Raw genomic sequence first — 14,660 nt, forward strand, 5'->3', positions numbered from 1 at the left:
GGATGGGACGGAACCTTTAATGGACAACCACTACCATCAACTGATTATTGGTTTAGTGTAGATTATATAGAACAATCAAAAACAAAACAATTTAAAGCCCATTTCTCATTAAAAAGATAGGTTTTTAAATTAAATCAATAAAGGATTCTCGTTTTGGGAATCCTTTTTTTGTATCTATAGTTTGCTGTTTAGCCCTGATTGAAGTGGCATCCTTTCATAAAAAAAAGTTCCTGAAAAGGAACTTTTTTTTATGAAAGATAGAACAAAAAGCAGGAAAATGGACTACAAGAAAGCCCAAACCATTTGCTCCAAAAAATTATTTAGAATTGTAAACTTTTAAAGCTTCTTTTAAAATTTCAACAGAACGAACTAAATCTTCTTTTTTTAGTACATATGCAATTCGGACTTCGTTTAAACCAACATTAGGTGTGGAATAAAAACCTGCCGCAGGTGCAACCATAACAGTTTCTCCATTTAAATCATATGATTCTAATAACCACTGTGCAAAATCATCAGCGTTTTTAATTGGTAATTGAGCAATACAATAAAAAGCACCTTTTGGAGTAGCTACTTTTACTCCTTCAATTTTTTGAAGTTCAGTAATTAAAGTATCTCTTCGGTCTTTATACTCTTCAATGACTTCATCAAAATAACTCTGAGGAGTTTCAAGAGCAGCTTCACTAGCTATTTGAGCAAATGTAGGCGGACTTAATCTAGCTTGAGCAAATTTCATTGCAGCTTTCATAACTTCTTTGTTTTTTGAAACAATGCAGCCAATTCTTGCGCCACACATGCTGTATCTTTTTGAAACAGAATCAATCATGATTGCATTTTCTTCAATTCCAGCAACATTCATTACAGAATAATGTTTGTCAGTTTCATCATAAATAAATTCGCGATAAACTTCATCTGCAATTAAAAATAAATCATGTTTTTTGACTATTTCTGAAAGTTGTTGAATTTCCTCTTTTGAATACAAATAACCAGTAGGATTACCAGGATTACAAATTAAAATAGCTTTAGTTTTTGGTGTAATTAGTTTTTCAAATGCAGCTATTGGTGGTAAAGCAAATCCATCATCAATTGTAGAAATTACAGGAACAACTTTTACTCCTGATGCTGTTGAAAAACCATTGTAGTTTGCATAAAATGGTTCAGGAATAATAATTTCATCATCAACATCCATGGTACTTCCCATTGCAAAAAGTAGTGCTTCAGAACCACCAGTCGTAATTATAATATCTTCAACTTCAATTGGTAAACCATGATTTTTATAATATTGTGATAGTTTAGTTCTGTAACTTTCAAAACCTGCTGAATGACTGTATTCTAATACTTTTATGTCAACATTTTTTACAGCATTTAATGCTACTTCTGGAGTTTTTATGTCAGGTTGACCAATGTTTAAATGATATACTTTATGACCTTTTTTCTTAGCAATGTCAGCATAAGGAACCAATTTTCTAATTGGTGATTCAGGCATTTGTTGTCCTTTGTTTGAAATTTTTGGCATAATTGAAATTTTAGTAGTGCAAATTTGCAATTTTTTATTCTATTATTAGTAAAAAATCATTTTGTAAATGAATATTTTATTAAATTTATAAAAATTATGACCTAATGTTTAGAAGTTTAATTTGTATAATTTTATTTTCTTGTAGCTTAAATATATTGGCTCAGAGTCAGTTTCAATTTAGTGATTCTAAAAGTAAAGCTACCATTCCATTTAAATTAGTAAATAACTTAATTGTTATACCGGTCGAGGTTAATGGAGTTAATCTCAATTTTCTTTTAGACACAGGTGTAGAGGAAACAATTCTTTTTAGTATCGACGAAACAAGTGAAATTGTTTTTTCTGAAATCGAAAAAATTAAGATGAAAGGTTTTGGTTCTAAGGAATCTTTTGAAGGTTATAAATCCACTAAAAACAAAATCAAGATTAAAAATATTGAAGATAATAATCATATGATTTTTTTAGTTTTAGACCAAGAAATTAATATTTCTTCACAAGTTGGAGTTCCTATAAATGGAGTTATTGGATATAATTTTTTCAAAAATCATTTTATAAAAATTGATTATGAAGCAAATAAAATAATTGTCTATAAAGATGTAAATAAGCAAATTAAAAAATTTAAATCATACTCTAAGGTTCCACTAATACTTCACGAAGGAAAACCCTACATAATTTCAAAATCAGTTTTTGAAACCACTCAATTAGATACAAAACTTTTAATTGATACAGGAAATAGTGATGCTATTTGGCTTTTTAAAAGTACAAGTAAGAATATTCAAGTACCTAAAATTGTTTTTGAGGATTATTTAGGGCTTGGTTTTAGCGGTGATGTTTATGGATTACGTGCCAGAATTAATGAGTTTAAAATTAATGATTTTGTTTTTTCAAAACCATTAGTTGCTTTTCCTGATACTTTAGCAACAAAAGAAATTGATAATATATACAACAGAAATGGTTCTATTGGTGCTGAATTAATGAAACGATTTACTGTGGCATTTGATTATCAAAATAGTATGATGTATCTTAAAAAGAATAAATATTTTGAAGATGATTTCAATTTTAATATGTCAGGAATTGAAGTGCAACATCAAGGATTACAGTGGATACAAGAAGCATTTCTTGATAACACTAATAAAGGATCAACAAATGATTTATTTGATACTAACGGAAATAGAATTAGCCATCAACTCAAATATAAATTTGAACTTAAGCCGGTTTACATCATTGCAAATGTTCGAAAAAATTCTCCAGCTGAATTGGCAGGATTGAAAAAAGATGATGTAATAGTTAAAATCAATAAAAAGGATGGTTTTGATTTTAATCTGCAAGAAATTAATGATTTATTAAAATCAGAGGAAGGAAGAACAATTGAATTTCAGGTTGAAAGAAATGGAAAACCATTAAAAATAAAATTTCAACTAAAAAGTATAATATAAAAAAAAACGCTCTAAATTTTAGAGCGTTTATCATTTATTGCATCGGGCTTGATTTTTTCTTCTCAAGTGGATTCACTTCTTGTTTCACAACTACGTCACCTTTAATTTTCAAAGCAACTCTTCCGCCTTCTACATTTGTTGCATTCGTTTCAACAGTAATCGTTTTTCTAATCGGACCAGGATTCATGTTATATTTCACCGAAATTTTATCAGATTTACCAGGCATAATTGGAGCAGTTGGCTTCGTAGGAACCGTACAACCACAAGTCGATTGAACGTTTGTAATAATCAAAGGAGCATCACCAGTATTGGTAAAAATAAAATCTCTCACACCATCATCATCGCCTTTAGAAACCGTTCCATAATCAATCGTGTTGTCTTTGGCTTTAAATTCAATTTTCGCTTGAGCAAAACTCACAGCACTCATCAAAACAGCAGCAAAAAGTATAATTTTTTTCATTTCTTTTTTTAATTTGGTTAGTGTAAAATTACTTACTTTAAATTAATACACAAAAATTTAATTCTTAATTTTTTATAAAAGTACATATTACTTACTTTTGCATTAAGATATACAAAAAACATACCAATTTTTTTGGAGCGAATGGTTCGGGATTTATCGGCAATCCATTTTCCCGCTTTTCTCTGCAATCTTTTCTTTTTTAAAGAAAAAAGAAAAGGATTTCCGTTTCAATCGGGGCTAAAAAGCATTGGTATTGCATATTTGTAATCTCGTTCGAAACAACTTTAAACTAAATTAAACTATAAACATTTTAAACAAAATAAATGATTCCTGCACAATTCAACGCCAAAGAAATAGAGCAAAAATGGTACGACTATTGGATGAAAAATGACTATTTTACATCTAAACCTGACCATAGAACACCTTATACCATTGTAATTCCACCACCAAATGTGACCGGAGTTTTACACATGGGACACATGTTGAATAATACCATTCAAGATGTATTAATTCGTCGTGCTCGATTAAAAGGTTTCAATGCATGTTGGGTTCCAGGAACTGACCACGCATCTATTGCTACTGAAGCAAAAGTTGTTGCAAAATTAAAAAGCGAAGGAATCAACAAAAACGATTTAACTCGTGAAGAATTCCTTAAACACGCTTGGGATTGGACTAATAAATATGGCGGAACAATTCTTGAGCAACTAAAACAGCTAGGATGTTCTTGCGATTGGAGTAGAACTAAATTTACAATGGACGACGATATGTCTGCTTCAGTAATTCATTCATTTGTAGATTTATACAATAAAGGATTGATTTATCGTGGTTACCGAATGGTAAATTGGGATCCAGAAGCAAAAACTACTTTGTCTGATGAAGAAGTAAACTTTGAAGAACGTCAAGGAAAATTATATTTCTTAAAATACAAAATTGAAGGTTCAGAAGATTTTTTAACTGTTGCAACAACGCGTCCTGAAACAATTTTTGGCGATACAGCAATTTGTATTAACCCAAATGATGAGCGTTTTTCTCATTTAAAAGGAAAAAAAGCAATCGTTCCCATCTGTGGAAGAGTAATTCCTATTATTGAAGACGAATATGTTGATGTTGAATTTGGTACTGGTTGTTTAAAAGTAACTCCAGCTCACGATGTAAACGATAAAACTTTAGGAGATAAACACAATTTAGAAATTATTGATATTTTTAATGACGATGCCTCTTTAAATTCTTATGGATTGCACTATCAAGGTAAAGATCGTTTTGTAGTTCGTACAGAAATTGAAACAGAATTGGAACAAATTGGAGCTTTGTTAAAAACAGAAAGTTACACTAATAATGTTGGAACTTCTGAGAGAACAAAAGCGGTAATCGAACCACGTTTGTCTGATCAATGGTTTCTAAGCATGGAAGAATTAGTTAAACCTGCTATCAAAGCCGTTTTAGAATCTGATGAAATTAAATTACATCCTTCTCGTTTTAATAATACTTACAAACATTGGTTAGAAAATATTAGAGATTGGAATATTTCTCGTCAATTGTGGTGGGGACAACAAATTCCGGCGTATTATTATGGTGATGGAAAAGAAGATTTTGTAGTTGCTGAAAACATCGAAAAAGCAGTTGAGTTAGCAAGAACAAAAACTTCTAACTTCAAACTTCAGGCTTCTGACTTAAAGCAAGATGCTGATGCTTTAGATACTTGGTTCTCTTCTTGGTTATGGCCAATGGCGGTTTTTGGTGGAATTTTAAACCCTGAAAGTGAAGATTTTAAATACTATTATCCAACCAATGATTTAGTTACTGGTCCAGATATTTTATTCTTTTGGGTTGCCCGAATGATTATTGCAGGTTATGAATATACTGGTGAAAAACCATTTACAAATGTATATTTAACAGGTTTAGTTCGTGACAAACAGCGTCGTAAGATGTCAAAATCATTAGGAAATTCTCCTGAGCCATTAGAGTTGATTGAAAAATTTGGTGCCGATGGCGTTCGTGTGGGATTACTTTTAAGTGCTTCTGCAGGAAACGACATCATGTTCGATGAAGAACTTTGTAATCAAGGAAAAGCGTTTTCAAACAAAATTTGGAATGCTTTCAAATTAATTAAAGGTTGGGAAGTTTCTGATGCAATTCCGCAACCAGAATCTTCTAAAGTAGCTATAGAATGGTACGAAAATAAATTACAAAGAATATTAGCTGAAATTGAAGAGAATTTTGATAAATACAGAATTTCCGATGCTTTAATGGGTATTTATAAATTGGTTTGGGACGATTTCTGTTCTTGGTTTTTAGAAATGATTAAACCAGCATATCAACAACCAATTGATAAAACTACATTTGATAAAGCTATTGAAATGTTGGAAAATAATTTAAAATTATTACATCCATTCATGCCGTTTTTAACGGAGGAAATTTGGCAACATATAACAGAAAGAACTTCTGAACAAGCATTGATTGTTGCCGAATGGCCAAGTGCTAAATCATTTGACGAAAAATTAATTGCTGATTTTGATATTACTATGGATGTAATTTCTGGAATTAGAACGATTAGAAAAGATAAAAATATTCCATTCAAAGATGCTATCGATTTAAAAGTTGTTAATAACGATAAGTCTTCAACCTACTTTGATTCGGTAATAATGAAATTAGGAAATATTACTTCTTTAGAATATGTTACTGAAAAAGTTGATGGTGCTTTATCATATAGAGTAAAATCAAACGAATATTTTATTCCAATTACAGGAAATATTGATGTAGCTGCTGAAATTACTAAATTGACAGAAGAGTTGAACTATACAAGAGGTTTTTTGAGAAGTGTTCAAGGAAAATTGTCAAATGAAAAATTTGTAAATGGTGCACCAGAAAAAGTTCTCGAAATGGAACGCAAAAAAGAAGCCGATGCGCTTGCAAAAATTGCCACAATTGAGCAAAGTTTAGCAAGTTTGAAATAAAATGAAACCCAAGTTTTAAAGCTTGGGTTTTTTTATGAAAATTACTTATTTACAGTAATTATAATTTCTCTTAAAAATAATGAAGTAATTGCTCCTAAGGCAAATATTGATAAAAATTCTACGGTTCTAATTGATTCAAAATTACCAATTCTACTATAATTACCTAAGGTGATAATGAACAATAGTGCTAAAATGATTAGTTTCTGATTTGTTTTCATGTTATAAGTATTTGATTATTAATGTAAAAGTAATTAAAAATAGTTTTAAAATATTGTTTTAAATCAAATTATACACTGATTTACAAAATCAACATTTTTCCTTACTTTAGCAATTCAAATTTAGATTATGATTTCAGAAGAACAATTCCAAAACGAACTCCAATTAATTATACAAAATGCCATTCGAGAAGATGTTGGCGATGGAGATCATTCTTCGCTAGCGTGCATTCCAGTGGATGCTCAAGGAAAAGCTAAACTATTAGTAAAAGACAACGGAATTATTGCCGGAGTTGAATTTGCTAAAATGGTTTTCAACTATGTTGATGCTAACATGAAAGTAGAAACGTTCATTAATGATGGCTCAAATGTAAAATATGGTGATGTTGTTTTTCATGTATCAGGCAGTTCACAATCGATTTTAAAAGCGGAACGATTAGTGTTGAATTCAATGCAAAGAATGAGTGCAATTGCAACTAAAACAAGAAAATACGTTGATTTGTTAGAAGGAACAAACACAAAAGTTCTCGACACAAGAAAAACAACTCCTGGTTTTAGAGCTTGCGAAAAATGGGCGGTAAAAATTGGTGGAGGCGAAAATCACCGATTTGCACTGTATGATATGGTTATGTTGAAAGACAATCATAACGATTTTGCTGGCGGAATTACAAAAGCAATAAACAAAACAAAAGAATATTTAAAAGCCAACAATAAAGATTTAAAAATTATCGTTGAAGCTAGAAATCTTGATGAAATAAAAGAAATTTTACAAAGCGAAGGAGTTTTCAGAATTTTAATCGACAATTTCAATTTTGAAGATACCAAAAAAGCTGTCGAATTAATTGGAACAAAATGCTTGACAGAATCATCTGGAAATATTAATGAAAATACCATTTGCCAATACGCTGAATGCGGAGTAAATTATATTTCTTCTGGAGCTTTGACACATTCTGTTTATAACATGGATTTGAGTTTGAAAGCAATTGATTAGGTAGCAGTTTTTAGGTGGCAGATAGCAGATTTTAGTTTTAAAAATAGTATTATGAAGTTTCAAGATTTACTAGCTTATAAAAGATCATTTGAATTGGCAATGTATATATTTAAAATTTCAAAATCATTTCCAAAAGAAGAACAATATTCATTAACAGATCAAATAAGACGTTCATCAAGAAGTGTTGCAGTAAATATTGCCGAAGCAACCCGAAAAAGGCGCTATGAAAAACATTTTATTTCAAAGTTGACAGATAGCGATGCTGAAAACGCTGAGACGCAAGGATGGTTAGAGTTTGCTTATGCGTGTGAATATTTGAAAAAAGATGAATTTGATTTTTTAACAGAAAAAAGTAATGAAGTTGGGAAGCTTTTAAATTATATGATGAATAACCCTGACAAGTTTCTATAAATCTGCAAACTGAAATCTGCAAACTGCAAACTGAACAATATGACGTTAGAAGAAAAAATAAAAGGATTTCCTGTAATTAAGCAACTTATAGCTTTGGGCGAAAGTATTAAATTACCTTGGCTTCATGGATTGTCGTTGTATAAGTTATTGGAGTTATACATTACTGGAGTTGTAGAAGGAGCTTTGTCATATAGAGCTGCTGCAATTGCCTTCAGTTTTTTCATGGCGTTGTTTCCTTTTGCTTTATTTATTTTAAATTTAATTCCTTACATTCCTATTGATGGATTTCAAGAGGATTTTCTTGGCTTTGTTAAAGATGGTGTTCCGCCAACAACTTATGATGCCATTTTCAAAATTATAAATGATATTCTTCACAATAGTCATTCAGGATTGATTTCTACCGGAGTTATTATGGCGGTTTTGTTGATGACTAATGGTGTAAATGCAATTCTTGGAGGTTTTGAAAATTCACAACATATCACTGTCAAACGTGCTTTTGTTCGTCAATATTTAGTAGCTCTCGGAATGTCAATTTTGCTTTCATTGATATTGATAATTACCGTTGCAGCCATTGTTATTTTTGAAGTTTTAATTCAGAAGACTAAAATTCAAGATGTCCTTTCAGAAAGTATTCCAATCATAGAAATGAGTCGATACATTTTCTTAATTTTAATGATTCTAATTGCAACTTCTATACTTTTTAAATTTGGAATTAAACGAAATGGAAAACGTGCTTTCATATCAATAGGTTCAGTTTTTACAACAATTTTAATCATTTTGTCTTCCTATTTCTTCGGAATTTGGGTAGTGAAATTCTCTAAATACAATGAACTTTATGGTTCTATCGGAACACTTTTGGTAGTGATGTTTTACATTTGGATTAATTGTATGATTCTTCTATTGGGATTCGAATTGAATGCTCTTATTCAAAAGCTAAAAAGAGAAAAAGCACTCGAATTAGATGCAGAAAATAGTTTAAATTAATATTTTTAGTTCATCAATCAATATTAAATATTCATAAATTAAGAAATAAATTCAGTCAAGAAGATGTTAAAAATGTTCAAACTCAAGAATAGTTTAGTTTTACTTTTTGTTTTGTTTTTTCAAATAGTGCAAAGTCAATCTGTTTTAGGAATATGGAAAACTTATGACGATGAAACAGGCAAAGAGAAAAGTATTGTCGAAATTTATGAAGAGAATGGAAAAATTTATGGAAAAATAATTGAGCTATTAGAAAAAGAAAATAAAGGAAAAAAATGTATTAAATGTAATGGTACAGATAAAGATAAACCTATTTTAGGAATGGTTATTATTCGTGGTCTTTCTAAAGATGGAGATGAATATAATGATGGTAAGATTTTAGATCCTAAAAGTGGTAAAATTTATAAGTGTAGCTTGAGTCTTGAGTCTAAAGATAAATTGACCGTTAGAGGTTATGTTGGAATATCTTTATTAGGAAGAACTCAAAAATGGATAAGAATTAAAAAATAGTCAATTTGTATTTCATCGAAGTAATTTTACCGCTTTCTTTACCCAAAACGTTCACTTACAGCGTTTCGGAAGCCGAGTACAATTACATCAAAATCGGAATGCGTGTTGCGGTTCCATTTGGTAAAAGTAAAATTTATACAGGATTGGTTTTAGATTTGCATCAAATTCCACCAAAATTATACGAAGCCAAAGAAATTCATCAAGTATTGGATGAAAAAACTATTGTAAATGAGTTCCAAATACAACATTGGCAATGGATTGCATCGTATTATATGTGCAATCTTGGCGATGTTTTTCGTGGTGCGATGCCTTCAGCTTTTATTTTAGAAAGTGAAACTATAATTTCTCAAAAGAAAGATTTTAATGTAATTGAAACCGAATTATCCGATGATGAATTTCTAATTTTTGAAGCCCTTCAACATCAAAGTTCGTTAAAAGTTCAAGATATTATGGCAATTTTGAATAAAAAGAATATTTTTCCCGTAGTTCAAAAATTACTTAACAAAAATGTGCTTTCTCTTCAAGAGGAAATACAAGAAGAATATAAGCCAAAACTTATACGATATATTCGTTTGCAAGAAGATTATACTTCTGATGAAAATTTGATTTCGCTTTTAGATTCTTTAAAAGGAGCAAAGCAAAAAGATGTTTTATTGCATTATTTTCAGTTGAATGCACAAGAAAGAAAACCAATTTCTGTAAAGCAATTAACTGAAATTTCGAAGTCAACATCAGCTACAATTAAAGCGTTGATTGATAAAAATATTTTTGAAGAATATTATATTCAAGAAGACAGAGTCAATTTTGATAAAAATAAAACCGAAAATAATTTAGTTTTAAGCCAAGCACAAGAAAAAGCGTTTACCGAAATTAAAGATAGTTTTCAAACCAAAGAAGTTTCGTTGCTTCATGGCGTTACATCATCAGGCAAAACTGAAATTTATACTAAATTAATAGAGGAATTCATCGCTCAAGGTAAACAAGTTTTGTATCTATTACCCGAAATTGCTTTAACCACGCAATTGGTTTCTCGTCTAACGGCGCATTTCGGAAATCAAGTAGCTGTTTTTCATTCGAAATATTCTAATAATGAGCGAGTTGAAGTTTGGAATCAAGTTTTAGAAAATTCAGAAAAAGCTAAAATCGTAATAGGAGCAAGGTCGTCTTTATTTTTACCTTTTTCAAATTTAGGATTGATAATTATTGATGAAGAGCACGAACAAACTTTCAAACAACAAGATCCAGCGCCAAGATATCATGCTCGTGATGCTGCAATTGTTTTAGCAAATTCACAAAAAGCTAAAGTTTTATTAGGTTCGGCAACGCCAAGTATTGAAACGTATTTTAACGCTCAGTCTGGAAAATATGGATTGATTTCAATTTCAGAACGTTTTGGAAAAGCACCATTGCCCGAAGTTGAATTGGTTGATTTAAAAGAAAACTACTTCAAAAAACGAATGAAAGGTCATTTCAGTTTGGCGCTAATTGAAGCCATAACTGAGGCTTTGAGTTTAGGTGAACAAATCATTTTATTTCAAAATCGTCGTGGTTTTTCACCCGTTTTAGAATGTATGACTTGTGGTCACATTCCGCAATGTACCAGTTGCAATGTGAGTTTGACCTATCATAAATTTAAAAATCAATTGCGTTGTCATTATTGTGGGTATTCTATTGCAAAACCAACAAATTGCCACGCTTGTTCGAGTGTAGATATTTCTGCTAAAGGTTTTGGAACAGAGCAAATTGAATTGGAATTAGCCGAATTATTTCCGACAAAAAACATCAAACGAATGGATCAAGATACCACTCGTGGAAAATACAGTTTTGAAAAGTTAATTGATAGTTTTAAAAATCGTGAAATTGATATTTTAGTCGGAACTCAAATGCTTGCAAAAGGATTGGATTTTGATAACGTTTCGTTAGTCGGAATTATGAATGCAGACACGATGTTGTATCATCCAGATTTTAGAGCTTTTGAAAGAAGTTTTCAAATGATGACACAAGTTTCTGGTCGTGCAGGACGTTCAGATAAACGCGGAAAAGTGATTATCCAAACGTACAATGTAAATCATAATATTATTCAGCAAGTAACTCATAATGATTATATTGGAATGTGTAAAGAGCAATTATATGAACGCCAAATTTATAAATATCCGCCTTATTTCCGTTTGATAAAATTGACTTTAAAACACAAAGATTTTGATAAATTAAAAGAAGGTTCGATGTGGTTGTATCAGGTAATGCAGCAACATTTGCAACTACCAGTTTTAGGTCCAGAAGAGCCAGGAATTAACCGTATTCGTAATGAATATATCCGAACCATTATGGTTAAAATTCCGCAAAATGTGTCCATTCCAAACACAAAAAAAACTATCCAAAAAATTCTGAATAGTTTTGATGTTATTCCGCAATACAGAACTATAAAAGTTACTGCAAACGTTGATTTTTATTAAGCAATTGCTAATGCTTTAATTAAATCTTCTTTCTTATTACGACTCAATGGGATTTTAGTGACACCAATTTCGGCAAACTTACTATTGAAACGTTCCACTTTATCAATATTAATGATATAGGATTTGTGAACTCTAATAAATTTGTCTTTAGATAAGTCTTTTTCAAATGATTTCATGGTAGAAAGCACAAGGTTAGTATCTTCTTCAGTAACAACTTTTACATAGTCACCATAGGCTTCAATCCATTTAATTTTATTGGTAAAAACTTTCAATTTTTTTAGATTACTCTTAATAAAAATATGGTCACCTTCATCGTCATGATTGTCTTGACGTAACATGTAATGATCTAATGCTCTTTTGACAGATGCATTAAAACGTTCTAATACAATAGGTTTTTGTAAATAATCTGTGGCATCATAATCGAATGCTTTTAAAGCATATTCGGCTTTCGATGTTATAAAGATTACTTGAGGTCTAACTTTTAAACCATCTATAAAATCAAAACCGCTAATTACAGGCATTTCTACATCTAGAAAAATTAAATCGACAGTATGAACCGTCATACAATTTTTTGCCTCAATTGCATTAGAAAAATCCCCAACCAAGTGTAAATTTGGATGGTTATTTACTAACTTTGCAATGACCATTCGCTGAAGCGAGCTATCATCAACAACTACACAATTTAGTTTCATACTTTTTATATTTATTTAAGATTTGGGAATACAAACATAGTACTTTTTTTTGAATAAAAATACGTTTATCGATTTTTTTTGCTTTTAAGCAGTATTTTTGTGCATTTAGGCGATATTTTATAATTTGGAGTTGTGTAACTAATATTTATTCTTACCTTTGCACCCAATTTTATATAATTAAAACATATTTATTATGAATCATTACGAAACTGTTTTCATCTTAAATCCCGTTTTATCTGAAGTTCAGGTAAAGGAAACAGTAAGCAAATTTGAAGATTTTCTTACAAGTAGAGGAGCAAAGATGGTATCTAAAGAGGATTGGGGCTTAAAAAAATTAGCTTACGAAATCCAAAACAAAAAAAGTGGTTTTTACCATTTATTTGAATTCCAAGTAGCTCCAGAAGTATTAATTGCTTTTGAAACTGAATTTAGACGTGACGAACGTGTTATGCGTTTCTTAACTGTAAGTTTAGACAAACATGCAATTTCATGGGCAGAGAGAAGAAGAGAAAAACTTAAAGTAGCAAAAGCTTAATCATGGCAACATTACAACAATCAGCTTCAGGAAAAAAAGACGGAGATATCAGATATTTAACGCCTTTGAACATAGAAACTAACAAAACTAAAAAGTATTGTCGTTTCAAAAAATCAGGAATCAAATACATCGATTATAAAGATGCAGATTTCTTATTAAAATTCGTTAACGAACAAGGTAAAATTTTACCAAGACGTTTAACAGGAACTTCATTGAAGTATCAAAGAAAAGTGTCAGTAGCTGTAAAAAGAGCTCGTCACTTAGCTTTAATGCCATATGTAGCAGATTTATTAAAATAATTAATTAATTAAAAAGTTGTTGTCTCGTTATATTCAGCGAGACTAACTTCTATAAATAAGGACAACAACATGGAACTTATATTAAAACAAGACGTTCAAAACGTAGGATTTAAAGATGATATCGTAACAGTAAAAGCTGGTTACGGACGTAATTTCTTAATTCCACAAGGATTTGCTACTTTAGCTACACCTTCTGCTAAGAAAGTATTAGCTGAAAATTTAAAGCAAAAAGCTCACAAAGAAGCTAAAGTTATTGCTGATGCAAACAAAATTGCTGATGCATTAAAAGCTTTAGATATTAAAATTTCTTCAAAAGCTGGTGGTGAAAAATTATTTGGTTCTGTAACAAATATTGATATTGCTGCTGCATTAGAAGCTGCTGGTCAACCTGTTGATAGAAAATTTATCACTAGTGGAACTGTGAAAAGAACTGGAAAATACACTGCTTCTGTAAGATTACACAGAGATGTAGTTGTTGAATTACCATACGAAATCGTAGCTGAAGTTTAGTATTTCACTACTATCAATATAAATCCCGATGAAAGTCGGGATTTTTTTATTTAGCCACCAAGACGCAAAGGCTCAAGGGTTTTAATAAATTTAATATTTAATTCTTTATATCCTTGTTTTGTTTGGTGGAAAAAATAAGCAAAAATAACTTAGTGACTTCGTGTCTTAGTGGCAAAAATTATGAAATACAAAAGATTAACCAAAGAACAATTTGAAGCTTTGCATCAAGAATTTGCAAATTTTCTTGCTTCTCAATCTATTGATAAAAAAGAATGGGACGAGATTAAAGCTAATAAACCAGAAGTTGCCGAACAAGAATTAGATGTTTTCTCTGATTTAATTTGGGAAGGCGTTTTGTCTAATTCTCAATTTTTGGAACATTTTTCTAAAAATCATATTTTCCTTTTTCATTGTCAAGAAGAGTTTATTGACTCAATGGTAATTAAATCATTAGTGCCACAAGTTGATTTTCTTACAAAAGAAGGTTTGCAATGGTTGAGTGAAAACCTCTTCACTGAAACAGTTGAAATTCATGTTGGGAAAAAGAATTATGATGCTGAAAGAAAAGAATCTATTTTCGATTTAATTACTCAAGGTGCTATTTTGAGTGACGGACAATTATATATCCAAGTCAATACTATAATTCAATCATAATTTTCTTAAATTAGAAATATTTGCTTATTTTAGTGAAGAATATATATTT

The 14,660-nt window shown here is 30.5% G+C and carries 16 protein-coding genes; 12 read left to right on the forward strand and 4 right to left on the reverse strand.

The features are described 5' to 3' along the window. Positions 1-120, forward strand: a 120-nt coding sequence (locus Q0049_RS08915) for a T9SS type B sorting domain-containing protein (protein ID WP_298119197.1), incomplete at its 5' end; no start/stop codon positions are given. A 196-nt stretch (positions 121-316) separates the two neighbouring features. Here the strand turns inward: Q0049_RS08915 and Q0049_RS08920 are convergent. Beyond that, positions 317-1,513 (reverse strand): pyridoxal phosphate-dependent aminotransferase, encoded by a 1,197-nt coding sequence (locus Q0049_RS08920; protein ID WP_298118915.1) that lies wholly within the window; start codon positions 1,511-1,513, stop codon positions 317-319. 104 nt (positions 1,514-1,617) lie between these two features. On the opposite strand from Q0049_RS08920, the gene Q0049_RS08925 reads away from it, so the two are divergent. Further along, positions 1,618-2,946 (forward strand): aspartyl protease family protein, encoded by a 1,329-nt coding sequence (locus Q0049_RS08925; RefSeq protein ID WP_298118917.1) that lies wholly within the window; start codon positions 1,618-1,620, stop codon positions 2,944-2,946. Between the two features lie 34 nt (positions 2,947-2,980). On the opposite strand, the gene Q0049_RS08930 is transcribed toward Q0049_RS08925, so the two are convergent. Further along, positions 2,981-3,406 (reverse strand): DUF1573 domain-containing protein, encoded by a 426-nt coding sequence (locus Q0049_RS08930; RefSeq protein WP_298118918.1) that lies wholly within the window; start codon positions 3,404-3,406, stop codon positions 2,981-2,983. Positions 3,407-3,729: 323 nt separating this feature from the next. Here Q0049_RS08930 and Q0049_RS08935 point away from each other — a divergent pair, with 323 nt between their 5' ends. Continuing rightward, complete coding sequence (locus Q0049_RS08935; protein ID WP_298118920.1) at positions 3,730-6,360, forward strand: valine--tRNA ligase; 2,631 nt, start codon at positions 3,730-3,732, stop codon at positions 6,358-6,360. A gap of 41 nt (positions 6,361-6,401) precedes the next feature. Here the strand turns inward: Q0049_RS08935 and Q0049_RS08940 are convergent, their stop codons facing one another. Further along, entirely contained in the window at positions 6,402-6,578 is a 177-nt protein-coding gene (locus Q0049_RS08940) for a hypothetical protein (RefSeq protein WP_298118922.1), read from the reverse strand. A gap of 127 nt (positions 6,579-6,705) precedes the next feature. Between Q0049_RS08940 and nadC the strand changes: the two genes are divergently transcribed. The 5 genes from nadC (at position 6,706) to priA (ending at position 11,921) form a co-directional block, all read left to right on the forward strand. Further along, on the forward strand, positions 6,706-7,566 hold the full coding sequence (gene nadC / locus Q0049_RS08945; protein ID WP_298118924.1) for a carboxylating nicotinate-nucleotide diphosphorylase: 861 nt from the start codon (positions 6,706-6,708) through the stop codon (positions 7,564-7,566). A 51-nt stretch (positions 7,567-7,617) separates the two neighbouring features. Further along, positions 7,618-7,977 carry a four helix bundle protein gene (locus Q0049_RS08950; RefSeq protein WP_298118926.1) on the forward strand — a complete coding sequence of 120 codons (360 nt, stop codon included), beginning with the start codon at positions 7,618-7,620 and terminating at the stop codon, positions 7,975-7,977. 39 nt (positions 7,978-8,016) lie between these two features. Further along, a complete protein-coding gene (locus Q0049_RS08955) occupies positions 8,017-8,961 on the forward strand; it encodes a YihY/virulence factor BrkB family protein (RefSeq protein ID WP_298118927.1) in 945 nt (314 codons plus the stop codon). A gap of 72 nt (positions 8,962-9,033) precedes the next feature. After that, a complete protein-coding gene (locus tag Q0049_RS08960) occupies positions 9,034-9,468 on the forward strand; it encodes a DUF2147 domain-containing protein (RefSeq protein WP_298118929.1) in 435 nt (144 codons plus the stop codon). A 5-nt stretch (positions 9,469-9,473) separates the two neighbouring features. Continuing rightward, on the forward strand, positions 9,474-11,921 hold the full coding sequence (gene priA, locus Q0049_RS08965) for a primosomal protein N' (protein WP_298118931.1): 2,448 nt from the start codon (positions 9,474-9,476) through the stop codon (positions 11,919-11,921). On the opposite strand, the gene Q0049_RS08970 is transcribed toward priA, so the two are convergent. After that, positions 11,918-12,613 (reverse strand): LytTR family DNA-binding domain-containing protein, encoded by a 696-nt coding sequence (locus Q0049_RS08970; RefSeq protein ID WP_298118933.1) that lies wholly within the window; start codon positions 12,611-12,613, stop codon positions 11,918-11,920. The two genes, priA and Q0049_RS08970, sit on opposite strands and share 4 nt — an antisense overlap. A gap of 193 nt (positions 12,614-12,806) precedes the next feature. Between Q0049_RS08970 and rpsF the strand changes: the two genes are divergently transcribed. The 4 genes from rpsF (at position 12,807) to Q0049_RS08990 (ending at position 14,611) form a co-directional block, all read left to right on the forward strand. After that, positions 12,807-13,148 carry a 30S ribosomal protein S6 gene (rpsF, locus tag Q0049_RS08975; RefSeq protein ID WP_274781568.1) on the forward strand — a complete coding sequence of 114 codons (342 nt, stop codon included), beginning with the start codon at positions 12,807-12,809 and terminating at the stop codon, positions 13,146-13,148. Positions 13,149-13,150: 2 nt separating this feature from the next. Further along, a complete protein-coding gene (gene rpsR, locus Q0049_RS08980) occupies positions 13,151-13,447 on the forward strand; it encodes a 30S ribosomal protein S18 (RefSeq protein ID WP_007138295.1) in 297 nt (98 codons plus the stop codon). Between the two features lie 69 nt (positions 13,448-13,516). Next, complete coding sequence (gene rplI, locus Q0049_RS08985) at positions 13,517-13,957, forward strand: 50S ribosomal protein L9 (protein ID WP_298118938.1); 441 nt, start codon at positions 13,517-13,519, stop codon at positions 13,955-13,957. A gap of 180 nt (positions 13,958-14,137) precedes the next feature. Continuing rightward, positions 14,138-14,611 carry a DUF6495 family protein gene (locus Q0049_RS08990; RefSeq protein WP_298118940.1) on the forward strand — a complete coding sequence of 158 codons (474 nt, stop codon included), beginning with the start codon at positions 14,138-14,140 and terminating at the stop codon, positions 14,609-14,611. The last annotated feature ends 49 nt before the right edge of the window (positions 14,612-14,660 follow it).

This window comes from Flavobacterium sp., from assembly GCF_027484205.1.
Taxonomy (GTDB): Bacteria; Bacteroidota; Bacteroidia; order Flavobacteriales; family Flavobacteriaceae; genus Flavobacterium.

Excerpts from the sequence above, each read along its gene's own strand:
- Q0049_RS08920 (WP_298118915.1), bottom strand. The coding sequence starts at position 1,513 with ATGCCAAAAATTTCAAACAAAGGACAACAAATGCCTGAATCACCAATT.
- Q0049_RS08925 (WP_298118917.1), top strand. The coding sequence starts at position 1,618 with ATGTTTAGAAGTTTAATTTGTATAATTTTATTTTCTTGTAGCTTAAAT.
- Q0049_RS08930 (WP_298118918.1), bottom strand. The coding sequence starts at position 3,406 with ATGAAAAAAATTATACTTTTTGCTGCTGTTTTGATGAGTGCTGTGAGT.
- Q0049_RS08935 (WP_298118920.1), top strand. The coding sequence starts at position 3,730 with ATGATTCCTGCACAATTCAACGCCAAAGAAATAGAGCAAAAATGGTAC.
- Q0049_RS08940 (WP_298118922.1), bottom strand. The coding sequence starts at position 6,578 with ATGAAAACAAATCAGAAACTAATCATTTTAGCACTATTGTTCATTATC.
- nadC (WP_298118924.1), top strand. The coding sequence starts at position 6,706 with ATGATTTCAGAAGAACAATTCCAAAACGAACTCCAATTAATTATACAA.
- Q0049_RS08950 (WP_298118926.1), top strand. The coding sequence starts at position 7,618 with ATGAAGTTTCAAGATTTACTAGCTTATAAAAGATCATTTGAATTGGCA.
- Q0049_RS08955 (WP_298118927.1), top strand. The coding sequence starts at position 8,017 with ATGACGTTAGAAGAAAAAATAAAAGGATTTCCTGTAATTAAGCAACTT.
- Q0049_RS08960 (WP_298118929.1), top strand. The coding sequence starts at position 9,034 with ATGTTCAAACTCAAGAATAGTTTAGTTTTACTTTTTGTTTTGTTTTTT.
- Q0049_RS08970 (WP_298118933.1), bottom strand. The coding sequence starts at position 12,613 with ATGAAACTAAATTGTGTAGTTGTTGATGATAGCTCGCTTCAGCGAATG.
- rpsF (WP_274781568.1), top strand. The coding sequence starts at position 12,807 with ATGAATCATTACGAAACTGTTTTCATCTTAAATCCCGTTTTATCTGAA.
- rpsR (WP_007138295.1), top strand. The coding sequence starts at position 13,151 with ATGGCAACATTACAACAATCAGCTTCAGGAAAAAAAGACGGAGATATC.
- rplI (WP_298118938.1), top strand. The coding sequence starts at position 13,517 with ATGGAACTTATATTAAAACAAGACGTTCAAAACGTAGGATTTAAAGAT.
- Q0049_RS08990 (WP_298118940.1), top strand. The coding sequence starts at position 14,138 with ATGAAATACAAAAGATTAACCAAAGAACAATTTGAAGCTTTGCATCAA.